23 protein-coding genes and 1 tRNA gene are annotated in these 22584 nt (G+C 41.0%); 13 read left to right on the top strand and 11 right to left on the bottom strand.

Features of this window, described 5'->3' with window-relative positions; all coding sequences use genetic code 11:
* The first annotated feature begins 10 nt into the window (after positions 1-10).
* The 5 genes from ACMAZA_RS00225 to ACMAZA_RS00205 all read left to right on the top strand — a co-directional run bounded on the left by ACMAZA_RS00225 (position 11) and on the right by ACMAZA_RS00205 (position 6702).
* Positions 11-2350 carry a DNA translocase FtsK 4TM domain-containing protein gene (locus ACMAZA_RS00225; protein ID WP_435188996.1) on the top strand — a complete coding sequence of 780 codons (2340 nt, stop codon included), beginning with the start codon at positions 11-13 and terminating at the stop codon, positions 2348-2350.
* Positions 2351-2578: 228 nt separating this feature from the next.
* Positions 2579-3718 (top strand): glycine cleavage T C-terminal barrel domain-containing protein, encoded by a 1140-nt coding sequence (locus ACMAZA_RS00220; protein ID WP_435188994.1) that lies wholly within the window; start codon positions 2579-2581, stop codon positions 3716-3718.
* 29 nt (positions 3719-3747) lie between these two features.
* Complete coding sequence (locus ACMAZA_RS00215; RefSeq protein WP_435188993.1) at positions 3748-4200, top strand: OsmC family protein; 453 nt, start codon at positions 3748-3750, stop codon at positions 4198-4200.
* 40 nt (positions 4201-4240) lie between these two features.
* Entirely contained in the window at positions 4241-5062 is an 822-nt protein-coding gene (locus ACMAZA_RS00210) for an enoyl-CoA hydratase (RefSeq protein ID WP_435188992.1), read from the top strand.
* An 8-nt stretch (positions 5063-5070) separates the two neighbouring features.
* Positions 5071-6702, top strand: coding sequence for an acyl-CoA synthetase (locus ACMAZA_RS00205; RefSeq protein ID WP_435188990.1), 1632 nt, complete (start codon positions 5071-5073; stop codon positions 6700-6702).
* 24 nt (positions 6703-6726) lie between these two features.
* On the opposite strand, the gene ACMAZA_RS00200 is transcribed toward ACMAZA_RS00205, so the two are convergent.
* The 7 genes from ACMAZA_RS00200 to coxB all read right to left on the bottom strand — a co-directional run bounded on the left by ACMAZA_RS00200 (position 6727) and on the right by coxB (position 12116).
* Positions 6727-6802: transfer RNA gene (locus ACMAZA_RS00200), tRNA-Thr, on the bottom strand.
* 64 nt (positions 6803-6866) lie between these two features.
* Positions 6867-7565: an SURF1 family protein gene (locus ACMAZA_RS00195; protein ID WP_435188988.1), complete on the bottom strand. Its 699-nt coding sequence runs from the start codon at positions 7563-7565 to the stop codon at positions 6867-6869.
* Positions 7565-7783: a DUF2909 family protein gene (locus ACMAZA_RS00190; protein ID WP_435188987.1), complete on the bottom strand. Its 219-nt coding sequence runs from the start codon at positions 7781-7783 to the stop codon at positions 7565-7567. The genes ACMAZA_RS00195 and ACMAZA_RS00190 overlap by 1 nt, the downstream gene beginning before the upstream one ends.
* A gap of 68 nt (positions 7784-7851) precedes the next feature.
* Positions 7852-8730, bottom strand: coding sequence for a cytochrome c oxidase subunit 3 (locus ACMAZA_RS00185; RefSeq protein ID WP_435188985.1), 879 nt, complete (start codon positions 8728-8730; stop codon positions 7852-7854).
* 14 nt (positions 8731-8744) lie between these two features.
* A complete protein-coding gene (locus ACMAZA_RS00180; RefSeq protein WP_435188983.1) occupies positions 8745-9266 on the bottom strand; it encodes a cytochrome c oxidase assembly protein in 522 nt (173 codons plus the stop codon).
* 99 nt (positions 9267-9365) lie between these two features.
* Positions 9366-10979 (bottom strand): cytochrome c oxidase subunit I, encoded by a 1614-nt coding sequence (gene ctaD, locus ACMAZA_RS00175; RefSeq protein ID WP_435188982.1) that lies wholly within the window; start codon positions 10977-10979, stop codon positions 9366-9368.
* Positions 10980-10994: 15 nt separating this feature from the next.
* Complete coding sequence (gene coxB / locus ACMAZA_RS00170) at positions 10995-12116, bottom strand: cytochrome c oxidase subunit II (RefSeq protein WP_435188980.1); 1122 nt, start codon at positions 12114-12116, stop codon at positions 10995-10997.
* Positions 12117-12475: 359 nt separating this feature from the next.
* Between coxB and ACMAZA_RS00165 the strand changes: the two genes are divergently transcribed.
* On the top strand, positions 12476-13450 hold the full coding sequence (locus tag ACMAZA_RS00165; protein ID WP_435188978.1) for a COX15/CtaA family protein: 975 nt from the start codon (positions 12476-12478) through the stop codon (positions 13448-13450).
* Between the two features lie 23 nt (positions 13451-13473).
* On the top strand, positions 13474-14430 hold the full coding sequence (locus ACMAZA_RS00160; protein ID WP_435188976.1) for an SCO family protein: 957 nt from the start codon (positions 13474-13476) through the stop codon (positions 14428-14430).
* Here the strand turns inward: ACMAZA_RS00160 and ACMAZA_RS00155 are convergent.
* Genes ACMAZA_RS00155 through hisF form a run of 4 tightly spaced genes read right to left on the bottom strand, consistent with a single transcriptional unit; the run spans position 14416 to position 16875 of the window.
* Complete coding sequence (locus ACMAZA_RS00155; RefSeq protein ID WP_435188974.1) at positions 14416-14607, bottom strand: DUF2970 domain-containing protein; 192 nt, start codon at positions 14605-14607, stop codon at positions 14416-14418. The genes ACMAZA_RS00160 and ACMAZA_RS00155 overlap by 15 nt on opposite strands.
* A gap of 2 nt (positions 14608-14609) precedes the next feature.
* Positions 14610-15506, bottom strand: coding sequence for a heme o synthase (gene cyoE, locus ACMAZA_RS00150; protein WP_435188972.1), 897 nt, complete (start codon positions 15504-15506; stop codon positions 14610-14612).
* Positions 15506-16042, bottom strand: a complete 537-nt coding sequence (locus ACMAZA_RS00145; protein ID WP_435188971.1) for a hypothetical protein — start codon at positions 16040-16042, stop codon at positions 15506-15508. The genes cyoE and ACMAZA_RS00145 overlap by 1 nt, the downstream gene beginning before the upstream one ends.
* Positions 16043-16101: 59 nt before the next feature.
* On the bottom strand, positions 16102-16875 hold the full coding sequence (gene hisF / locus ACMAZA_RS00140; RefSeq protein WP_435188970.1) for an imidazole glycerol phosphate synthase subunit HisF: 774 nt from the start codon (positions 16873-16875) through the stop codon (positions 16102-16104).
* Positions 16876-16998: 123 nt separating this feature from the next.
* Here hisF and uppS point away from each other — a divergent pair, with 123 nt between their 5' ends.
* The 6 genes from uppS to ACMAZA_RS00110 all read left to right on the top strand — a co-directional run bounded on the left by uppS (position 16999) and on the right by ACMAZA_RS00110 (position 22573).
* Positions 16999-17742 carry a polyprenyl diphosphate synthase gene (uppS, locus tag ACMAZA_RS00135; protein WP_435188968.1) on the top strand — a complete coding sequence of 248 codons (744 nt, stop codon included), beginning with the start codon at positions 16999-17001 and terminating at the stop codon, positions 17740-17742.
* 2 nt (positions 17743-17744) lie between these two features.
* Positions 17745-18551 (top strand): phosphatidate cytidylyltransferase, encoded by an 807-nt coding sequence (locus ACMAZA_RS00130; protein WP_435188966.1) that lies wholly within the window; start codon positions 17745-17747, stop codon positions 18549-18551.
* A complete protein-coding gene (locus tag ACMAZA_RS00125; RefSeq protein WP_435188964.1) occupies positions 18548-19699 on the top strand; it encodes a 1-deoxy-D-xylulose-5-phosphate reductoisomerase in 1152 nt (383 codons plus the stop codon). The genes ACMAZA_RS00130 and ACMAZA_RS00125 overlap by 4 nt, the downstream gene beginning before the upstream one ends.
* Positions 19700-19711: 12 nt before the next feature.
* The gene (locus ACMAZA_RS00120; RefSeq protein ID WP_435188962.1) at positions 19712-20830 is read left to right on the top strand and encodes a peptidoglycan DD-metalloendopeptidase family protein; all 1119 of its coding nucleotides are present in this window, start codon (positions 19712-19714) and stop codon (positions 20828-20830) included.
* 76 nt (positions 20831-20906) lie between these two features.
* Entirely contained in the window at positions 20907-21782 is an 876-nt protein-coding gene (locus ACMAZA_RS00115; RefSeq protein WP_435188960.1) for a phosphoribosylaminoimidazolesuccinocarboxamide synthase, read from the top strand.
* The gene (locus ACMAZA_RS00110; protein WP_435188959.1) at positions 21773-22573 is read left to right on the top strand and encodes a DUF2797 domain-containing protein; all 801 of its coding nucleotides are present in this window, start codon (positions 21773-21775) and stop codon (positions 22571-22573) included. Before ACMAZA_RS00115 ends, ACMAZA_RS00110 begins: the two co-directional genes overlap by 10 nt.
* The last annotated feature ends 11 nt before the right edge of the window (positions 22574-22584 follow it).

Here is a 22584-nt window from a genome sequence, read left to right as displayed (position 1 = left end):
ATAAGCTGTCTTGAAAAAAAATAATAAACGAACCACTCAAAATACCCCTGTAAATAATCCGCGCTCTAAACTTGCCAGTGAGTCAATTTTTATTTTGCTTATAACAATTGGGGCTGTTTTCTTTGTTTCTCTTATGACGGGCTCAGCTTCTGAGGATCCGTGGACAGGGGGAGCTGAACTATCTAAACCAGTTGAAAATAGTGCTGGAATCTTTGGTGCCTACTTAAGAGATATAAGCTTTGGAGTCCTGGGCTATGTCTCGTATGTTGTTCCAATCTCGATAATTTGGCTAGGCTACAACTTTCATCGTGACGCCAATAAAGAGCGCCAAAATCAGCTGACCTTCCTCATTCGCCTCATTTCATATCTTGTTATGCTTTTTTTTCTTGCAGCACTTGCTCATCAATACGCTCCTGAAATAAAGGTAATGGAAGGCCTAAAAGAAACTTTTTTAGCTGGAGGAATGATTGGAAAGTCGATGCATGAACTGCTTTTTTATGAGCTTTTTGGAAGCTCATCAACTCTAATTTACATTGGAATTATTCTCGTTAGCTTCAGCATAGCATCTAGAGCCTCATGGAAAAATATTAGTGTTGCCTTATTTAAAAGGCGACCTCGTTTAGAAAAAACGCCCAAAAGCACTAAAAAAGAAAAAGTCAAACCAGAAATTATTAGTCCCAAAGTATCTTCAGCTCAAGAAACAGCAACAGCAAAACCTCTAAAAAATGAAGAGGCTGAAAAGCCAAAAAAAGTCATAAAACCTGAAAAGCAAAAAAAAGCTGAGAAGTCTCAAAAAGAACAAAGCAGCAATCTTTTTAAATCAGGTGCTTCAGCAGGACTTCCCGATTTAAAGCTTTTAGATGATGTTGATAATTCTGGGCTGGGCTACACAGAAGAACTCCTAGTAGAGATGGGTCAACAAGTTGAAATTAAGCTGAAGGACTTTGGTTTTGATGTGACGATAACTGCTGTTACGCCAGGACCTGTTGTTACTCAGTTTGAAATTTCTCTTGCGCCAGGAATCAAGGTGAGTCAAATTATGAACTTGAACAAAGACCTCGCCAGGGCACTTCTAGTTGAGAGCGTGAGGATTGTTGATGTTATTCCTGGAAAGCCGGTCATTGGTCTTGAGATACCAAACAATACGCGTGAGATGATTGGGCTTAAAGAGATACTCTCCAGCGACGCCTTTGCGAAGGCAAAGTCAACACTGTCAATGGGCCTTGGAAAAGATATTAATGGGCAGCCTGTTGTGGTTGATTTGGCTAAAATGCCTCATCTACTAGTTGCAGGTGCAACTGGAATGGGTAAGTCGGTTGGACTCAATGCAATTATATTAAGTATTCTCTACAAAGCCTCTCCAGAGCAAGTAAGGCTCATTATGATTGACCCTAAAATTGTAGAGCTTGCCTCATATGCGGACATACCTCATCTATTAACACCAGTGGTCACCAATATGAATGAAGCCGCAAGTGCGCTTTGGTGGTCAGTTAACGAAATGGAGCGGCGCTACAGCCTTTTGGCAAAGTTTGGCGTTCGAAATATTGAATCCTTTAATGAAAAACAAAGTCTAGCCAAAAAAGCTGGAAAACCTCTTTTGGACCCTTCATTTGATCCAGATACTGCTAAAGAAGGCGAGGAGCATCCTGAGCTTGAGGCTCTCCCGCTAATTGTAATAGTGATTGATGAGTACGCTGATATGCTCGGCGCTTTAGCACAAGAAGACAGAGCCAAATCAAAACGGGTCGAGGGCCTCATTGTAAGAATTGCACAAAAAGCGCGCGCAGCGGGCATGCACCTTATTGTTGCTACCCAAAGACCAAGCGTTGATGTAATTACCGGGCTAATTAAATCTAACATCCCCACAAGGGTATCTTTCAAAGTTTCATCAAAAACTGACTCAAGGACAATTCTTGATCAGGCTGGTGCGGAGCAGCTTCTAGGTATGGGCGATATGTTATATATGGCTCCAGGAATTGCTCACCTGACAAGGGTTCATGGCGCATTTGTTGAGGATAGCGAGATCTTAAGAGTCGTCAAACATCTTAAAAAGAATTCAAGCCCTAACTATCTCGATGGCATATTAAATCCAAAATCGGAGCCGGTTGGCGACAAGGATTCAGCTCAAAACACCGGTGAACTAGATCCACTTTTTGATGAGGCCGTCCAGATAGTGACATCAACTCGAAGAGCATCAATATCTAGCCTTCAGCGCAGGATGCGAATTGGTTATAACCGCGCTGCACGAATTATTGAAGACATGGAAGCCAGCGGAATTGTAAGCGCAATGAATAGCGCTGGAAATCGAGACGTCCTAGCACCAGAGCCTATTGAGCCTGATGATAATTAACCCATGAATAATCTATTCAAATGTCATGCCATGTAAGACTTGAGTCAAATTAATGAGGCCTTTAGAATTCCAATGATTGACTATCTTTCAGTTTTTTTATTATTGGATCTTGTTTTTTTTATAATCAAATTTAATAAAAAACTACAATAATAAAGCACTCAAAAAACGTTTGTAACACCTTTAAAATGTGTATTATTTGCAAATTCTGATAATCACGCATTGCCTACCATGAAAAAAGAATTTAGTTTCGGAACTCAAGTAAGAAAGTCACCCTATTTCGATGCAACTGTTCGCTGGGGAGCCCAAGGCTTTTCGGTCTACAATCATATGTATATACCCAGAGACTTTGGTGACCCAGTTCAAAACTTTTGGAATCTAGTCAACGATGCAATACTCTGCGATGTTGCAGTAGAGCGTCAAGTTGAAATTACTGGACCCGATGCTGCTCAATTTGTACAATTATTAACCCCTAGAAATCTTTCTGAATGCGCTGTTGGCCAATGCAAGTATGTTCTTATTACTGATGAGAATGGAGGTGTTCTTAATGATCCTGTTTTATTAAGACTTGCAGAAAATCACTTCTGGCTTTCTTTAGCTGACAGCGATATTCTGATGTGGGCTAAGGGAGTTGCGGTTAACTCAGGTCTCAATGTAAATTTATGTGAGCCTGATGTTTCACCGCTTCAGCTTCAAGGTCCAAAATCAGGCGAGATTGCTAAAGCCATCTTTGGTGACATAATTGATGATTTAAAGTATTACTGGCTTGAGGAATTTGAGCTTAATGGAATTCCGCTCATCATCTCAAGAACAGGCTGGTCAAGTGAGTTAGGCTATGAAATCTATCTTCGTGACGGTAGTCGTGGAAACGAGCTATGGGACCACATTATGAAAATTGGAGAGCCTATGGGATTAGTCCCCGGACATACCTCAACTATTAGAAGAATTGAAGGTGGAATGCTCTCATATCAGGCAGATATGGATTATACTGTAAATCCTTTTGAGCTTGGACTAGGCAGGCTAGTTGACCTTGAAATGGATGCAGATTATATTGGTAAAGAAGCGCTTAAAAAAATCAAATCAGAGGGTGTTAGGAGAAGCCAGGTTGGACTTGAAATATCATGTCCTCCTCTTGAGCATCCAAATACAACCTATTGGCCAATAATGTCTGACTCAAAAGAAGTCGGCTATGTAACTTCTGCAGTGTATACGCCGCGGCTTGATAAAAATATTGCGCTTGCTATTATGGATTTTGAATTTTCAACCCTGGATACAACTGGAGAGGTTAAAACACCTGGTGGTAGTTATCCCATCAAGATAGTGCAAAAACCATTCTATGATCCTAAGAAAAAAATCGCCTCTAAATCATAAAATTTCATTATTTATCCTGGAGAACATGAATGTCAGAACTGTCAGTTGATTTAACCTGGAATAGAAAAGAATCTGAACTCTTGCCTGGAAAATTTTCTAGTGAGCATGAAGTAAGTTATAACGTAAATTTTAAAGTGACTGCAGATACTGCTCCAGACTGGGGCGGCTCTTCAAGCAACACAAACCCTGAACAAGCACTTGCTGCATCACTAAGCAGTTGTCACATGATGACATTTCTCGCACTTGCAGCAAAAACAAAGTGGCCGGTCTCTTCATACAACGATCATGCCGTAGGTCACTTGGGCAAGAACAGTAAAAAACAAATGGTTGTTAATCGTATAGATTTAAATCCAGTAGTCTCATTTGATGCTGGGTTTGAAGTGAGTAGTGATGAGCTTGATAAAATGCATGATAGAGCTCATAGGTATTGCTTTATTGCCAATACATTAGACTCAGAGGTAGAAGTCAGCATTAACATTTAACAAGCTAGCGATCTGATTCTGCTAATATGTAGCTTAAATTATGAGCATCAGAAAAAATAACAATTCAGATATAGCGATTTTGCTTGAAGATACTCCTGCTGATGCAGTCCTTCGATTGACGCTTAATGACTCAAAAAGAAGAAACGCGTTGTCAGAAGAAATGATGGCCATACTCAGCTCTGCTCTAAAAAAAGCGTCCAGCAATAAAGATGTAAAGGCAATTGTCATTTCCGCCAATGGGCCTGCTTTCTGTTCAGGGCATGACTTGAAGCAAATGTCAGCAGGAAGGCAAAATGACGATGATGGGAAATTATACTTTACAAAGGTATTTGCATCATGCTCTGCCCTCATGCAACAAATTGTTAACCATCCAAAGCCTGTCATTGCTGAGGTTTCAGGGGTTGCTGCTGCAGCTGGGTGTCAACTAGTTGCATGCTGCGATCTTGCAATCGCAGCGGATTCTGCTCTATTTGTCACTCCTGGGGTAAATATTGGCCTGTTTTGTTCAACCCCGATGGTTGCCCTTTCAAGAAATGTGTCTAACAAGGCGGCAATGGAAATGCTACTCACAGGTGAAATGGTTGACTCAAAGAAAGCGGAGAAGATTGGACTGGTTAATCGAGTTGTTGCAGATGATGCATTGGACCAAGAAACTATAGATTTGGCCAGACTTATCGCATCTAAATCAAGTATGGTTCTAGAGACGGGCAAAAAAGCTTTCTATAGCCAAAAAGAAATGCCTTTATCTGAGGCTTATGAGTTTGCCTCAAAGGTTATGGTGGATAACATGCTAAAGCATGATGCCAAGGAGGGCATAAATGCCTTTATTGAAAAACGGCAACCAGAATGGAAAGATAAGTAATACTTAGTATGAGCAATCCATATAACACTGACTTAGATCGTAACCCCGCCAATTACCAACCACTCACCCCTCTTAGCTTTCTTGAAAGGGCAGCAGAGGTTTATCCTGAGCATACCGCTATAATTCATGGGTCCATAAGACGAAGCTATCTTGAGTTTTATAAGCGCTCCCTGAGACTAGCATCAGCATTATCAAAACAGGGCATTATTAGAGGGGACACTGTTTCAGTTGTTTTGCCAAATACTCCTGCTATGCTTGAGTCTCACTATGGGGTTCCAATGTGTGGCGCCGTTTTGCATAGCATCAACACGCGCCTAGATCCTGAGACAATTGCTTATCAGTTAGACCATTCCAATTCCAAAGCTCTTATTGTCGATCGTGAATTTCTAGAGACTGCCAAGTCTTCACTCAAGATAGCGAAGGTTAACCCAATACTGATTGACTATAATGATAGCGAACACCAGATAAGCGACTCGCTACCTAATGCAATCGAGTATGAATCCTTTTTGTTAGAGGGCGATGAAAGCTTTGAGTGGGTTATGCCTGCAGATGAGTGGGATGCAATTTCACTTAATTATACCTCTGGAACAACTGGCAATCCTAAGGGTGTTGTCTCTCATCATCGTGGAGCTTACCTTCTAGCTCAAGGCAATGCCATGATTGCTTCAATCAATAAACATTCTGTATATCTTTGGACACTTCCCATGTTTCACTGCAATGGCTGGTGCTTTCCATGGACCATGTCGGCCATAATTGGAACACATGTTTGTTTGAGGCAAGTGCGAGCTGCGCCAATCTGGGAGTCTCTGTATAGGAACAAGGTGACCCATTTATGCGGCGCACCAATAGTCATGTCAACCATTCTATCGGCAAGTGATAGTGAAAAAAAATTACTAGAAAACACTGTTGAGTTTTTTACTGCCGCAGCCCCTCCACCTGAGTCAGTTCTGACGAACATGAAAGCTGCTGGCTTTAATATTACCCATCTGTATGGCCTTTCAGAAACCTACGGCCCTGCTGTAGTCAATGAATGGCATCAAGACTGGAATCAGCTCAATGAAAATGATCAAGCATCCCTAAAGGCAAGGCAAGGGGTTCGTTACTTACCACTTGAGTCTTTAGATGTAATGAATCCCGAGACCATGCAGCCCGTGCCACGTGATGGCAAGACAATTGGTGAGGTTATGTTTAGGGGCAATGTAGTCATGAAAGGCTATCTAAAAAATAAGTCGGCTACCGAAGAGTCTTTTAAGGATGGCTGGTTTCACTCTGGAGACCTTGGCGTCATTCATGAGGACGGCTATATCCAATTAAAAGATAGGTCAAAAGATATTATTATTTCAGGCGGTGAGAACATATCTTCAATAGAAATTGAAGAGGTTTTGTATAAGCATCCAGCTGTAGAGGCCGTTGCTGTAGTTGCCATGCCAGATGAAAAGTGGGGAGAAACACCTTGTGCTTTTGTTCAGATCAAAGAGCACTCTGAAGCTAGTAAAGATGAATTAAGCCAATGGTGTAGAAAAAATATGGCATCCTTCAAAATCCCCCGTAAGTTTATTTTTGACAACATTCCAAAAACATCAACCGGGAAAGTTCAAAAATTTATACTCAGAGAACTGGCAATAAAAAAGCGGTCCTAATAAGACCGCTTAATCCCATAAAAATGGTGCCGACACACGGACTCGAACCGCGGACCTACTGATTACAAATCAGTTGCACTACCAACTGTGCTATGTCGGCTTAGAGCGAAATTATACAGTAAAGGATTTTTTTTCAGCAATATTTTATTTGCCTTAAAACAGGTTTATTTTTTACGCTGCTTGAGTCCTATTCGAATCCCTATAATTCCTAGGACTAATGCCATTAAAAACCACTGAATTGCATAGCCAATGTGCTTTTCTATACTGCCAGTATAAGGCTCCCATTTTCTAACGAATCCATCAGCTGAAGAAGGATCTAAGAGCCCTATAACATCAACAAAGCTGGTGCTTGAAATTTCTTCTATGACATCAAAGTCAATTGCTTGAATTAAGACTGGAAACTGATTGCTTATATCACTGGCCTTCAGCTCAATTCTTTTAATGGGCTTTGAGACTTGGATCTTGATCTCCCTGGAGGCGGAATCAACTGCAATATCGGCCAACTGATCTCTCCTGCCATTCCAGGGAATAAAACCACGATTAATCATAATAGCATTTGATTGGCCTGTTAATACAAAAGGGGTTAACACATAATAACCAGATGCTTGGTCAACAATCTGGTTGTCATAAATAAACTGCTTATCGCTGAGATAACTGCCCTGAAGCCTTACCTCGTAATACTCTTTATTCAAGAGTTCATTTTGATTCACAATGAGTTCAACAACTCCGGTATTCGCCTTTTGAATAGACGCCTCAATTGTGCGCTTTTGGTCAGCACGATCTAGCTGCCAAAATCCAAGCGAGGCTAAAAAAGCCATTGTCGCAAGGACAAGGATAGAAGGAACTAAAAGCCTATAGCTCATTACTGCGTTGGCAGAAGATTAAAACCGTTTGGCTCAATCCAGCCAAGTAGTCCCGCCAGCAACAAGAATACAAATAGAAGCACTGAAAGAATAATTCGCATTCTAAGTGCTTTAAACATTCTATCAGATCCTGCCTTGCCGCCTCTTAAAAGACCAATAACAGCTGAGCCTAAAAAAACAAATATTAGAGCCAGTATAACAATAACAAATAAACTCATAATTTTCCTTAAATCATTGAAAAAAAGGCCCCTTGATAGGGGCCTTTGTCATAACCTCTATTTAAGCATTATATCCAGTAAACAAAAATAAATAATCCAAGCCAAACAACGTCTACGAAGTGCCAATACCAAGCAACGCCTTCAAACGCAAAATGATTTTCCAGGTTAAAGTGCCCTTTCTGAATACGGTAAAGGATCACTGTCAACATAATTACACCAATCGTTACATGAAAACCATGGAACCCAGTCAACAAGTAGAATGTTGAACCATAAATACCTGATGTTAACTTAAGTCCATCATGGTATGCATGCCCATACTCAGTAATCTGAAACCCTAAGAACACAACTCCTAAAGCAATTGTTGCAAGCATCCAACCCATGAGCGCATCTCTGTGTCCAGCTCTAAGCGCATGATGCGCATAAGTCAACGTCACACCAGATGTCAACAACAGAGCAGTATTAATTGCTGGAAGACCCCATGTATCAACTAGTTTGAAGTTGGTAGAGAAGGCCACTCCATTTTGCCCAACCTCTCCAGGCGTAGAAATTAATGGCCACGTCGCTTTAAAACCTTCCCAAAGCTCGGGAGTAAACATGTTGTTATCTGCTCCCCCAAGCCATGGAACGCTCAAAACTCTTGCATATAGCAAAGCACCAAAGAAGGCAGCAAAAAACATGACTTCTGAGAAAATAAACCAGCTCATTCCCCATCTAAAAGACTTATCCACCTGAGAATTGTACATGCCGCCAACACTCTCAGCTACAACTGTTCCTAGCCACCCAAACATCATAAAAGCAATAATTGCAAACCCTAAAACCATCACTGGCCATCCCCAGCTCACATCATGCATTTGATTAGCAAAACCAATAAATAGCGTTGAAATACCAATTGATCCAATTATTGGCCAGTATGTTCCGTGTGGGACATAATATTTTTCGTTGCTCATTTCTACTCCCTTTTTTAACTATCTAACTTATAAAAATTATACGACAAACTAACATCTTTAATCCATTCTGCCATTTCAGGCTCAACCACAAACCGAAGCGACATTTCTACTTCCTCTCCAGGCTGAAACTCTTGCTTCACAAAACAGAAGCACTCTAATTTTTTAAAGTGAAGAGCCGCATCTGTTGGCGCTACACTCGGTATTGCTTGACCAAAGATTACCTCATCAGTCGTATTTTTAGCAATATAACTGGTGTTATAAAACTTCCCAGGCACAACCTCCATTGAGTTCTCTTTTGGCGAGAACTGCACTGGGAATCCAGGACTCGTTGACGCAAAAAAACTCACGCTCACCAAACGCTCTTCATCCACTAGGTACTCTTGCTCTGTTTCCACAGTACCCGTCTTACCATTAAAGCCTGTTAGGTCGCACAACACATCATATATTGGCACCATTGCATAGGCAAAGAAGAACATTAAAACCGGCACCGATACAAGCTTTATCCAAAAGCCTTTCGTAATCTTTTTTCTTTCCATATCAGCTGTTAAGCACTATGGTCGCTGCATATAATCCTATTGCTACTATGGCCACTATAAGCGCTGTTCTTCCAACGCCTCTATTCCCTTTATCTGCCATTAGCTGTGCTGAGACTCAGCCAAAATTTCGGCTCTTGTCGGTGGCTCATCAAACGTATGATAAGCGACCGGCGCCGCCAAAGTCCACTCTAGCCCCTTTGCGCTGCCCCAAGGCCTTGCCTCTGCAGGCTTACCATTTCGAATACAGTCAACAAGAATATAGGTAAACAAAATAAATGAAAGGCCAAAAGCGAATGAGCCAATTGATGAAATATAGTTAAAATCAGCAAATTGCAATGCATAGTCTGGAATACGACGAGGCATACCCGCCAGCCCTATAAAGTGTTGCGGGAAAAACGTTACATTAACTGAGATCGTTGCAATCCAAAAATGGATTTTTGCTAGTCTTTCGTTGTACATTTTTCCTGTCCACTTTGGCAGCCAATAGAAAACTGCTGCAATAATTCCCCATAACGCACCAGTTACAAGAACATAGTGGAAGTGAGCAACAACAAAGTAAGTGTCGTGATACTGAATATCTGCAGGAGCTATTCCAAGCATTAAGCCAGAGAAGCCGCCAATGGTAAACAAGAACACAAAAGAAAGCGCCCAGAGCATTGGGGTTTCAAATGTCATTGAGCCCTTCCACATCGTTGCAACCCAGTTGAATACTTTCACCCCAGTTGGCACAGCAATCAGCATTGTTGCATACATAAAGTAAAGCTCTCCTGCAACCGGCATTCCTGTCAGGAACATATGGTGAGCCCATACGATATATGATAAGAATGCAATTGATGCCGTCGCATAAACCATTGAAGAATAGCCAAATAGTGGCTTTCTAGCAAAGGTAGGAATAATATGAGAGATAATACCAAAAGCTGGCAAAATCATAATATATACCTCTGGGTGTCCAAAGAACCAGAAGATATGCTGAAACATTACTGGATCTCCACCGCCAGTTGCATCAAAGAACGCAGTTCCAAAGTTACGATCTGTTAGCATCATGGTTACAGCTCCAGCCAATACAGGCATTGCTCCAATTAACAAGAACGAAGTAATTAACCAAGTCCAAACAAAAAGAGGCATGTCCATCAGCCTCATTTCAGGCGCCTTCATATTAAGAACTGTTGCAATAATATTGATTGCTCCCATGATTGAAGAGAACCCTAGCAAGTGAATTGCAAAAATAAAGAAGTCTGTTGAGTCTGGTGCAAATGTTGTTGAAAGCGGAGCATAAAAAGTCCACCCAAACGCAGGTGCGCCGCCTTCCATAAAAAATGTGCTAAGCAGAATCGTTCCAGCGAAAGGCAGAATCCAAAAGCTCCAGTTATTCATTCTTGGAAGTGCCATATCAGGGGCGCCAACCATCATAGGAATAAGCCAGTTAGCCAAGCCCACAAAGGCGGGCATAATCGCTCCAAAAACCATAATAAGGCCATGCATCGTTGTCAGCTGATTGTAGAACTGTGGCTCAAACAATTGCAGTCCAGGCTGTAATAGCTCAGAACGAATGCCCATAGCAAACGCACCTCCAACCAAAAGCATTGCAAAAGAAAACCATAGATAGAGCGTTCCAATATCCTTATGGTTAGTTGTCTTAACCCATCTTAGTAGGCCTTTTTCAGGGCCATGATGGTGATCGTCGTGTGCTGCTGCCGCTGTAGTTGAGCTCATGTATTTCTCCTTAAATTAACGTGCAGATGTAACATCTGATGGTTGAACAACTGACCCATTGTTGCCAAAGGATCTTCTTTCGTAGGTAATTACCGATGCAATATCTGTGTCACTAAGCATCTTAAATGCTGGCATACCCCTTAAGCCATTTAAAACCATGCCTATCTGATAATCTGCAGGTCCGTTTGTTACTTCTGACCCTATCATTGCTGGGAATACTCCCGGAATGCCCGAGCCATCCTTCTGGTGACAGCCAGAACAGTTGGCGTTGTATACTTCCTCGCCCCTGGCAACCAGATCAGCCTCTGTCCATTCTTTTGTAGCGCTAGCTAGTTCAGCAACTTTTTCTGCCTGTTTGCTCTCAACCCAGGCTGCGTAATCTTCTTTTGAGACAACATCGACCACTATTGGCATAAAGCCATGGTCTTTTCCACAAAGCTCAGCGCACTGCCCTCTGTAAGTTCCAATTTCATTGGGCCTTGCCCAAGCATCATTAATAAAACCAGGGTTAGCATCTTGTTTCACACCAAAAGCTGGCACCCACCAATTATGGATTACGTCATTAGAAGTGATTAAAAATCTAATTGTAGTATCGACTGGAAGCACTACCCTGTTATCAACTGACAGCAAGTATGTGTCGTCGCTATTAACTGCTGCACGCTCCTCAGGAGACGCGCTAATAACATCTCTTGATGATTGGGAAAGATTTGAAACGAAGGTTATACCCTCTTCAGGATAATCGTATTGCCACTTCCATTGAATGCCTGTGACCTTTAGGGTCATGTCTGCCTTATCTAAAACCTCAATATCAACCAAGGTTTTTGAGGCAGGTATTGCCATAGCAATAAGGATCAAGATTGGAATTCCAGTCCAAATAAATTCTACTGTTGTGCTTTCATGAAAATTTGCTGCTTTTACGCCCTTAGATTTTCTGTGAGCAATGATTGAATAAAACATTGCGCCGAAAACCACAACACCGATTGCAACACAAACCCAAAACGCCATCATATGAAGCCAATAGATATCTTGACTGATGTCAGTAATCCCCTTTGTCATATTGAGTGTGTACTCTGCGAAAGCAGACTTAGAGCCAATCAATGCTGCAATAGCGCCAGTAAAAGTCAACAATAATTTCATAGATTCTCCGAATTAAATCTTAATCGTTTTTGTATAATAACCACTGTAAAATTGTGGTTATTATAAGTGTTCATAATTGTCATGTATATAGGTGCCTTTATATTAATTACAAGCGCAATCAAAAAAAGCAACCAAATGATACCTGTTTCTGCCCGTTTTACCAAGTATTTATTGCTATTTATTCTCAATATTGGTTGAACTTTTTTCACGATTAAAATAATTAGAAAAAAAAAGAGCAATAGATATTGAAAAATTAGTTTTAAGACCCAAATAAAGCATGCATTTTTTAAAGTTTTGTATTTTTTTTCAAGCAGCTATTTAATTCCTTAAAATAGCATGCCTCAAATAATAGGATTTACATGTACTCTAAAGCTCTTAATCTTTCATTTATTTTGGCCCTAATAGTTGTCATCCTAGGAGCCTATACTCGACTTGCAGACGCAGGCCTCGGATGTCCTGATTGGCCCGGATGCTATGGTCAACTCTTAGTGCCTGATGTTATATCTTCAGAATATGATAGGCCTCTTGATATTGGTAAAGCCTGGAAAGAGATGATTCACAGATATGCCGCCTCCATTCTAGGCCTGTCTATTGTTGTCATCTTTTTGTTGGCGATCTTTAGAAGGCCAGAAACGCTCCGCTCTGTAAAGCTTCCAACAGCGTTATTATTATTGGTTGGCTTTCAGGGGGCCTTGGGAATGTGGACAGTTACAGAGCTCGTTCACCCCGGGATAGTTACAATGCACTTATTAGGGGGCTTTTCGACAACAACTCTTCTATTTTGGCTGCTGCTCAACGAGAGAAAGCCTCTTGAGTTAGACCAGCCTGTTTTGAAGAAGCACAAAATTATGCTTGCCATTGTGACTGTCCTTCTAGTTTTTCAAATTTTTCTTGGAGGGTGGACCAGCACTAACTATGCCGCCCTATCATGTGGAGACTATTTTCCTACCTGTCTAGGAGAAATGTGGCCTGATAACATGGACTTTAAAAACGCCTACTATTGGGGGCCTCTTGGAATTGACTATGAATTTGGTGTGCTTGAAAATCAAACAAGAACTGCGATTCAGGTGGTACATCGTATAGGCGCTCTAGTTGTAACCGCAGCTATTCTTGCTTTTTCATTTGCTCTTAAAAATTATAAATCGCTGAGAAAGAGTGTGCTTATAGTTCTTGCACTTCTAACAGTTCAGGTTGCGCTGGGGATTATTAACGTGGTGATGTCTCTTCCAATGTTTGCAGCCACAATGCATAACGTAGTTGGACTTGCACTGCTCTTAAGTCTTGTAAACCTTGCTCACAAAATATTTACAAAAGAAAATGCTCTTAAAAACTAATTCCCATATTTATTAATCTTGTTATGACAAAAACTACTCAAACTTATCTTCTCATTCTTGTAGCTGTTATTAGCGCTGCCGCTTTCTTCTTCCTTGGGGGCAAGCCCAATATGGACGAACTCAAAAAATCTGTCGCTCCTGCTGCTTCTCTATATCCTGAAGCAAAATCAGTTTCAGATAAACTCAACTTTATCGACGATGCATCAAATAAAACTCATTTATCAGATGTGGTAAATGGTAAATGGGCGCTTCTCTATTTTGGCTACACTTCGTGTCCAGATGTTTGTCCTATTGATCTTTCTAAAATAAATCAAGCCGCTCAGTTAATGGAAAATAGCAACCAACTTCAAGTTGTTTTTGTCTCTGTTGATCCTGATAGAGACATTGGAAACCTTGATAACTTTGCTAAAGCTTTTAATCAATCATTCAAGGGCTTGACTGCAAAACAGGATGAGCTAATGTCTATTAGCAAAACTCTTGGTGTTTATCACGAAGTAGTTCAATCTCAAAAGACAGCTCAAGAGGATCATAGCAATCATAATCATGCTCACGATAATCATGCCGAAAGTCACGATAATGATTTTAACATTCACAAAATGATCAACAATGCAACGGGGGATATCCAAAACGTTGAAACTCATGAAAAGCATTTGGAGCTTATGAAGCTAGGTTATGTTCATTATGAGCATGATTCGCATGATTCGCATGATTCGCATGATTCGCATGATTCGCATGATTCGCATGATTCGCATGATTCGCATGATTCGCATGATTCGCATGATTCGCATGATTCGCACAAAATGGTAACAGACGAGAAACCAAGTTCTACAAAAGTTGCTCATTATGATGTTGATCACACTAGCAGCTATTTGCTCTTTAATCCAGAACTGGAGCTCGTTGCACTATTGACAAATCCACACGAGCCTGCGCCTATGGCCAAAGCCCTTGACAAGATCATAGAGGCTTTAGGAAAGCACTAGCCTTACAGCAAGAATTAAAGAACCAATAAAAAGCACTGTCATTATAAGGCCTACAATGATGTATGGCCATGGGCCTGTTTTTTCTGTAGCATCAAAGTCTTGTGCAAGATTCTTTTTTTTTCCAACTCCAATCATTGCTGAGGCGACAGCCCTAAAAACCTGAAGCAAAGACTTCATGACTACGCAGCAACTCCAAAATTCATTAGCAGGTAATGGTCTATGAGCAGTCCCACGAATAAAACCATCAAATAATTAATTGAATACTTAAAAGTCTTAAATGCAATCTTAGGATTCTCAGGTTCACGAAAAATCTTAACTGAGTAGCCTAAAAAAAGAGCGCCAAGAGATACTGCACAAATTAAATATATCAAGCCACTCATTCCTGTTAGAAAGGGCAGCAAAGTTACAAGAAACAAAAGGACCGTATACAAAAGGATCTGCACTCTAGTAAATTCTAGACCATGCGTCACTGGCAGCATGGGAATTTCTGCTTTTTTGTATTCTTCGCTTCGATGAATCGCCAGAGCCCAAAAATGTGGTGGCGTCCAAATAAAAACAATCAAAAAAAGCAGGAGTGCATACTCAATGCCATTAGATCCAGCAACAGCTGTCCAGCCTAAAACTGGTGGAGCTGCACCAGCTGCACCACCGATAACGATATTTTGAGGCGTTGCCCTCTTCAAATACATTGTATAAAAAACCGCATACCCTATTAACGAAATTAAGGTTAGCATTGCAGTCAAAAGATTAACAAATACTATCAAAAGTGCGATGCCAACGATGCCTAAAAAGGCGCCCCAAACTAGGGCCTGTCCCCTTGTAACCTTCCCTTGTGGCAGTGGACGACGATCTGTTCTAGACATTTGAATGTCAATTTTTTCATCAACAACGTGATTAAAAACTGCAGCGGACATTGCTGCTAATGAAATGCCTATAGACGCTAGGCAAACAATAAACAGATTGGGCAAATAAGGCACCGCCAAAAGCATTCCAACTATAGCAGTTAATAATATTAGCGAAACAACCTTAAGCTTACAAAGACCCAAAAGATCTGTTAATGATGGATAGCTGTTCATTAACCTATCCTGGAATATTTAAGAAGGCGCTTGAGATCCTTCAGAACAAACTTGACATTAATGTCTATTGGATTGTAGTAGAGCATAAAGTTTCCAATTGGATCAATTAAAAAAATCGAGTTTTTAGGAAAGCTTGCGAGCTTTGAAGATAGCTCTTCGCTATTTATGCTGGCAAAAATAAGCTCTTCATCTTCTTGAGATGGACTTGAGCCATCCTTAGTTATCAGCGCTCTTTGTATTCGACGCATATCCATGTTAATAAGTGTGCGGATAGTTTTAATATCCTCAACTGCCTTATCGCAAAGAGAGTCACAGCTCTCAGTTACATAGGCAAAAGTCCAGATCCCATCTAATGTGGCATCTCCATTTAGCTCGATATCAGACTCTTCAGTCACTATGACTGGGCTAATCAGCTGACCATAATTAACCGTGTTTTGACTGAAGTAACCAGGATTCAAATAAAAAAACAAAGTCCCGAGGATAATTGGCAGCAGAAATATCGATAAAAGAGTCCAAAATTCTTTTTTAAACGTCATGTGTTTCCCAGAATTAAAAGTGCGTAATGATACGCTTAAGAAATTGAAAACTCAAATTTCTAAAGCCTTACTTCTATGCCTTTCTGTTGCATTGTTTTTTTGGCCTCTTCTACTGTGTATTCAGCAAAATGAAAAATGCTTGCAGCTAGAACAGCATCAGCGCCTCCATCAATAATGCCCTCTACAAGGTGCTCTAGGCTTCCAACTCCTCCTGAGGCTATAACTGGAACATCTACAGCATCTGAAATAGTCTTTGTTAGCTCAAGATCAAAGCCAACTTTTGTTCCATCTCTGTCCATTGAGGTAAGCAGGACTTCTCCAGCACCAAACTCTCCATTAGTCATTTTAACTGCCCAATCTACCGCATCTATCCCTGTTGGCTTTCGCCCTCCATGAGTATAGATTTCCCATCGGGAGGGGTTGCTTGAAACTCTTTTAGCATCGATCGCGATGACGATACACTGCGACCCAAAAATACTACAAAGCTCATTAATTAAACTTGGATTAAAAATAGCTGCTGAATTAACAGCCACTTTGTCTGCCCCTGCTTTTAGCATTGAACGCACATCCTGTGCTTTTCGTATGCCTCCTCCGACCGTAAGAGGAATAAACACCTGCTCAGCAATTTTTTCAACCATAGCAACTGTTGTATCTCTTCCCTCATGAGAGGCCGTGATATCAAGAAAAGTAATTTCGTCTGCTCCCTCTCTGTCATATCGCTTGGCAACCTCAACAGGATCGCCGGCATCCTTGATGTCGACAAATTTAACGCCTTTTACGACTCTTCCATCTCGAACATCTAGACAGGGAATTATTCTTTTAGCTAGGCTCATTACTCAATTTTACCGCATAAATCCTTGATAACCCGCAGGGAAGAATCACTATTTATTATTAGAGCTCAGATTGAATTGCTTTAGGATGGGTAATCTTACTGCCAGTGGGTATAATTGCGCTCTATGAGCTCAAAAAATGACAGCGGCAATATCTCTGGAATGCCTCCCCCTCAACATATAGCCATCATTATGGATGGAAATGGAAGGTGGGCGAAGTCAAAACACCTTCCTCGCTCTAGAGGGCATCAAAAAGGAGTTCAAACGGTAAGGAAAGTTGTAAAACACTGCGCAAAACTTGGCGTTAGTTCGCTTACCTTATTTGCATTTAGTAGTGAGAACATGAAGCGCTCAAGCGAAGAGGTTGGCCTTTTGTTTAAGCTCTTTCTGTCTGTTTTAAAGACAGAAACAAAAAAACTGAAAGAAAACAATATTAGGCTTAAGATTATTGGTGATTTGTCTGCGTTTACTCCGGAAATTATTAGCTTGGCGAATGAAGCTGAGGCCAGCCTTCAAAAAAATACTGGCTTAACGCTTGTTATTGCTGCAAACTATGGGGGCCAGTGGGACATTACAGAATCAGCCAAAAAGATTGCCATAGATGTTTCAAAAGGACTTATTGCTCCAGATAATATCAATACAGATTTGTTTGGGAGATATACATCACTTTCAGAGCTGCCTAGCGTTGACCTTTTGATTCGAACCAGCGGAGAAGTCAGGCTCAGCAATTTTCTTCTTTGGGATATTGCCTATAGCGAGTTCTATTTTTGCAAAACCCTTTGGCCGGACTTTAATGAGAAGTCTCTAGATGAGGCTATTAAGAATTTCCACAGTAGAGAGCGAAGATTTGGAGAGCGTAATGGAGAATAACAATGCTTGCTAAAAGAATTGCAACTGCATTGGTATTGGTGCCAGCAGTTATTCTGGGCGTTCTTTTTTTGAGCCCGTCATGGTTCTCATTAATCATGGGGCTAATGGCTTGTATTGCCTCGTGGGAGTATTGTAAGCTTATCAAACTAAACGGATTTTCAAACAAATCTTTTTATATTATTGTGGTGTTGTCCGGCGCCTTTCTATTAGCGATTAGCCCATCAATTCTAAAACCGGCGTTATTTCTAGTGTGTGCCTGGTGGCTAGGCGCGTTGCTTGTTGTTGTAAACTTCCCAAAAAGCGCTCCTCTGCTCAACAACAACATCGCTTTAAGTCTTGTTAATGGGCTTTTTCTTTTGGCCCCAATGTTGGCATCTTTAGCAATCCTTCAATCACAAGAGAAGTTTCTTATGCTGCTTCTATTGTTTTACATATGGGCGGCCGACATAGGAGCTTATTTCTCAGGAAGGCACTTTGGTAGAAAAAAACTCTGTCCAGAGGTTAGCCCAAACAAAACCTTTGAGGGGGTTTATGGTGGGATTTTGCTTGCACAAATTGTTGCTATTTTGTATGTAGTTTTTGCTGTACAAGGACCAAAAATAAATGATTTTTTTGTGTTCTGTTTTTTAGCGCTAGTCGTATCCTTAGTCTCAGTACTTGGCGATCTTTTTGAAAGCGCCCTCAAACGAATGAACAATCAAAAAGATAGTGGCAGTCTTCTCCCGGGCCATGGCGGCTTACTTGACAGAATTGATAGCCTTACAGCATCTGCGCCGATGTTTTTGTTGCTTGTTGTTTTTGTGCTATGAAAAACATAACAATTCTTGGCGCAACTGGCTCTATTGGATTAAACACCCTGGATGTCGTCTCACGCCATCCAGATCAGTTTAGCGTTTTTGCTGTAAGCGCTAACTCAGACTGGAAGAGCCTTATTCAGATTTGTAAAGACTACCAGCCCTCTTTTGCAGTGCTTTCTGATGAGGCCTCGGCAGAAAAACTCAGAGCGGTTGTATCGCCCGGAGTCCAAGTGCTGTGTGGCGAAGACTCTTTGGATGAAATAGCGGCACATCCAAATACAGACTTTGTAATGGCAGCGATCGTTGGAGGGGCGGGCATGTCGTCTACTTTTTCGGCGGCTAAGGCTGGAAAAAGAATCATGCTGGCAAACAAAGAGTCTCTAATTCTAGGCGGTAATCTTCTTATGGGCTTAGTTAAAAATTCAGGTGCCGAGATCATCCCTGTTGACTCCGAGCACAGCGCTATTTTTCAATGCCTAAAAGGAGGCAGTGATGGACTTTCTAAAATACAGCTTACTGCTTCAGGCGGACCATTTTTAAAAACTTCGTTTGAAAATCTAAAGTCAGCAACTCCTGAACAAGCATGCAACCATCCTAACTGGAAGATGGGAAAAAAGATTTCTGTTGATTCAGCAACCATGATGAACAAGGGTCTTGAAATTATTGAGGCAAGTTTTCTATTTGGACTGAGCGCTAGCCAGATTGAAGTTGTTATTCATCCTCAAAGCATTGTGCATTCGTTTGTTTATTTTGACGATGGGAGTGTTCTCTCTCAGCTTGGGTTACCAGACATGAGAAGCGCAATAGCCTATGCGCTTTCCCACCCCGGAAGAATCAAATCTGGCGTTAAAGCGCTTGACCTAACACAACAAGAGTCGCTGGAGTTTCATCAGCCAGACTTGAAAAAATACAAGTGTTTAGAGCTTGCATATTTGGCTTTGGAACAAGGGAAAAGCGCGCCTGGCACCCTTAATGCAGCTAATGAGGTTGCGGTTAATGCTTTCTTAAAAAATAAAATAGGGTTTTTAAACATTCCTGAGATTGTAGAGAAAACCCTTCAAGAGGTCTCTTGCCAGAATCTTGACACATTAGAGAGTGTTGTGGAAAATGACCAACTTTCCCGAAAAATAGCTCAGTCGTTTGTAAAATCTAGCGACTAAAATCACACACTGATGCAAAAGTCTTTTTTACCTTCCTTTTTTTTGGCGTTGCTGTTGCTATGCGGCTCCTCATATGCCGGTGGCAAACACGACTTTAGCTTCAAAGTATCTAGGGGCGATGCTTTCTATAAATTCTTTTTTAGTACAGGCCTTTCTGGAGAGCTGTTGACCAGGCTTATGAGCTCGGATAAGAGGGCTCAAAGACTAAACAATATTTTTCCAGGGGATAAGTTTAGAATCATCCTAAATGATGATCACTCGCTCAAAGAAATAGTGTTTAGTCCACTTACCGAAAACCCGCTAAATATCTATTATGATGGTAACAATTTTACATACGAAAAAAATGATGCTCGCTCTAATAGTGGGCTTGCCTACACCATTGTTAACATTCAAAAGTCTTTGAACTTTGATGCAAAAAAAGCGGGAGTTGATGCTGAAGTTGTAAAAATGATGGTTGATCATTTTTCTTGGGAGCTTGACTTTAGTCGTGATCTGAGAAAAGGAGACCGGTTTGTTTTGTCTTGGAATGGAGGCAAAACGCCAGAAGCGATGATTTATATTGGTGACAGGAAAACGATTGCGCTTTTCTCCCACACAGACACACAAGGCAGAAAAAAATACTACACAGCAAACGGCTTGACGATTAATGATACGTTTGCTTTTGCGCCAGTAAAATATAACAGAATAAGCTCTGGATTTTCAAAAAGGCGATGGCATCCAACGCTCAAAACTTATAGGCCTCACCGTGGAACTGATTTTGCTGCCCCCACAGGAACGCCTGTTTATGCGCCAGCAAAAGGCCTGGTGAAATATGTAGCAACATTATCAGGCTATGGAAATGTAATCTACTTGAAGCATGGCTCAGAATTAGTTACTGTTTATGCTCATCTGTCTAGGTTTGCAAAAGGCCTTAAAGCAGGAAATCGAGTTAAAAAAGGTGAACTAATTGGTTATGTTGGCAGCACAGGCATGTCTACGGGGCCTCACCTTCATTATGAAATAAGGATTAATGGCATTCACAAAGATGCTGAAAAAATTAGCCTAGAAAAAAGGTCTGCTGTCCCTAATAGCAAAATGTCTGGCTTTCAAAAACGAGCGAAAAGAATTCTGTTTGAATTAAATATTAAATAAGCTTTTCAAACTAGCAACTAGACAAACGCCAGCCTCAATCGATTAAAATAAGGGTTTCAGACTTTGATTTATAGCCATGGCTGAGAGCCCATACAAAGCATTGTCTCTTTCGCTGATTCACCAGGGCAAGGTAAGAGATATTTACGATATTGACGAGCATCACATGCTAATTGTCGCCACTGATCGACTTTCTGCTTTTGATGTTATCTTTGATCAGCCCATACCAGATAAAGGAAAAATTCTCACCTCAATCGCTAACTTCTGGTTTGATAAAACGAGCCATATCATTCAAAATCACCTCACAGAGCTTTCACTTACCGAGATTCTTTCTGCAGCAGAAGCAGAAGCACTTGATGGGCGGGCAATAGTAGTCAAAAAACTCAAGCCTCTTCCAATTGAAGCTGTTGTTCGAGGGTACATTATTGGCTCAGGCTGGAAGGAATACTTAAACCTTGGCTCTGTTTGTGGCGTCGACTTGCCCTCAGGCCTTCAGCTAGCTGAAAAACTTGCAAGTGCTATTTATACGCCTTCTTCAAAGGCTGCTGCTGGAGAGCATGATGCTAATATTTCTTTTGCCGAAACCGCGTCTTTGGTTGGCACAGACCTAGCAAAACAAATTAGAGATAAAAGCCTTGAGCTTTATGGCTATGCAACTAGGCATGCATCGAATCGAGGCATTATTATTGCTGACACAAAATTTGAGTTTGGGCTGGACTCAAACAATGAGCTTACCCTGATGGATGAAGTGTTAACACCAGACTCATCAAGGTTTTGGTCTTTGTCTGATTATTCGCCTGGACAAAGCCCAACAAGCTTTGACAAACAAATAATTAGAGACTATCTAGAAACACTCGATTGGAATAAGGCTCCTCCTGCTCCATTAATTCCTGACGAGATTATGGCTAAAGCTGCTAGTAAATATAGTGAAATTCAAACAATTCTATGCAACTAGACGGTCAAATCCATATGATGAAAACCTCTCTGGTTGAGGGTAGGGCAAATTATTCTCTAACCATTGGGGAAGATACTGTTGATATGAACTCACTCATAGGGAGTCCTATCAAGCTGGCCTTTGCTGGCCATATAGCCTGCTCGAATTGCGGCAACAGAACCAGCAAAAGCTTCTCTCAAGGATACTGCTTTCCTTGCGCCAGATCTCTTGCAAGGTGCGACATGTGCATCATGAGACCTGAAACATGTCATTATCACCTTGGAACCTGTCGTGAACCCGAGTGGGGCCTATCAAACTGCTTTTCCCCTCATATCGTTTATTTGGCAAACTCGTCTGGACCAAAGGTTGGAATAACTCGAGCATCGAATATGCCTGGAAGATGGATTGACCAAGGGGCAATTAGTGCGTTACCGATTCTAAAGGTAAATTCAAGAATTGATTCTGGCAAGATAGAGTCTGCTCTAAAGCCCTTTATAGCAGACAAAACAAACTGGCGCAAAATGTTAAAAAATGAAGTAGAGTTAGTGGACTTGCTTGCAATAAGAAATGATCTGCTCATGAAGATACCTGGACTTTTAGAACAGCTAGAAGCTCAACATCTTGACGATGAAACGTTAAATATAAACTACCCTGTGTTAAAATATCCTTCAAAAATTGTGTCCTTAAACCTTGACAAGACACCAGTTGTTTCAGGGGTTTTAGATGGTATTAAAGGCCAATATTTATTGCTTGATAGTGGTGTGCTCAATCTGCGAAAATTTAGCTCATATCACGTTGAGCTATCTGTGTGAATAACTTAGAA

It is taken from the genome of Pseudothioglobus sp. nBUS_23, assembly GCF_051201565.1.
In the GTDB taxonomy this organism is placed as follows: domain Bacteria; phylum Pseudomonadota; class Gammaproteobacteria; order PS1; family Pseudothioglobaceae; genus Pseudothioglobus.
The sequence above is the reverse complement of the archived record's forward strand: the minus strand, read 5'-3'. Positions and strand labels throughout refer to the sequence as shown.

Coding starts and splice junctions, on each gene's coding strand:
- ACMAZA_RS00220 (WP_435188994.1), top strand. CDS start 2,579: ATGAAAAAAGAATTTAGTTTCGGAACTCAAGTAAGAAAGTCACCCTAT.
- ACMAZA_RS00215 (WP_435188993.1), top strand. CDS start 3,748: ATGTCAGAACTGTCAGTTGATTTAACCTGGAATAGAAAAGAATCTGAA.
- ACMAZA_RS00210 (WP_435188992.1), top strand. CDS start 4,241: ATGAGCATCAGAAAAAATAACAATTCAGATATAGCGATTTTGCTTGAA.
- ACMAZA_RS00205 (WP_435188990.1), top strand. CDS start 5,071: ATGAGCAATCCATATAACACTGACTTAGATCGTAACCCCGCCAATTAC.
- ACMAZA_RS00195 (WP_435188988.1), bottom strand. CDS start 7,565: ATGAGCTATAGGCTTTTAGTTCCTTCTATCCTTGTCCTTGCGACAATG.
- ACMAZA_RS00190 (WP_435188987.1), bottom strand. CDS start 7,783: ATGAGTTTATTTGTTATTGTTATACTGGCTCTAATATTTGTTTTTTTA.
- ACMAZA_RS00185 (WP_435188985.1), bottom strand. CDS start 8,730: ATGAGCAACGAAAAATATTATGTCCCACACGGAACATACTGGCCAATA.
- ACMAZA_RS00180 (WP_435188983.1), bottom strand. CDS start 9,266: ATGGAAAGAAAAAAGATTACGAAAGGCTTTTGGATAAAGCTTGTATCG.
- ctaD (WP_435188982.1), bottom strand. CDS start 10,979: ATGAGCTCAACTACAGCGGCAGCAGCACACGACGATCACCATCATGGC.
- coxB (WP_435188980.1), bottom strand. CDS start 12,116: ATGAAATTATTGTTGACTTTTACTGGCGCTATTGCAGCATTGATTGGC.
- ACMAZA_RS00165 (WP_435188978.1), top strand. CDS start 12,476: ATGTACTCTAAAGCTCTTAATCTTTCATTTATTTTGGCCCTAATAGTT.
- ACMAZA_RS00160 (WP_435188976.1), top strand. CDS start 13,474: ATGACAAAAACTACTCAAACTTATCTTCTCATTCTTGTAGCTGTTATT.
- ACMAZA_RS00155 (WP_435188974.1), bottom strand. CDS start 14,607: ATGAAGTCTTTGCTTCAGGTTTTTAGGGCTGTCGCCTCAGCAATGATT.
- cyoE (WP_435188972.1), bottom strand. CDS start 15,506: ATGAACAGCTATCCATCATTAACAGATCTTTTGGGTCTTTGTAAGCTT.
- ACMAZA_RS00145 (WP_435188971.1), bottom strand. CDS start 16,042: ATGACGTTTAAAAAAGAATTTTGGACTCTTTTATCGATATTTCTGCTG.
- hisF (WP_435188970.1), bottom strand. CDS start 16,875: ATGAGCCTAGCTAAAAGAATAATTCCCTGTCTAGATGTTCGAGATGGA.
- uppS (WP_435188968.1), top strand. CDS start 16,999: ATGAGCTCAAAAAATGACAGCGGCAATATCTCTGGAATGCCTCCCCCT.
- ACMAZA_RS00130 (WP_435188966.1), top strand. CDS start 17,745: ATGCTTGCTAAAAGAATTGCAACTGCATTGGTATTGGTGCCAGCAGTT.
- ACMAZA_RS00125 (WP_435188964.1), top strand. CDS start 18,548: ATGAAAAACATAACAATTCTTGGCGCAACTGGCTCTATTGGATTAAAC.
- ACMAZA_RS00120 (WP_435188962.1), top strand. CDS start 19,712: ATGCAAAAGTCTTTTTTACCTTCCTTTTTTTTGGCGTTGCTGTTGCTA.
- ACMAZA_RS00115 (WP_435188960.1), top strand. CDS start 20,907: ATGGCTGAGAGCCCATACAAAGCATTGTCTCTTTCGCTGATTCACCAG.
- ACMAZA_RS00110 (WP_435188959.1), top strand. CDS start 21,773: ATGCAACTAGACGGTCAAATCCATATGATGAAAACCTCTCTGGTTGAG.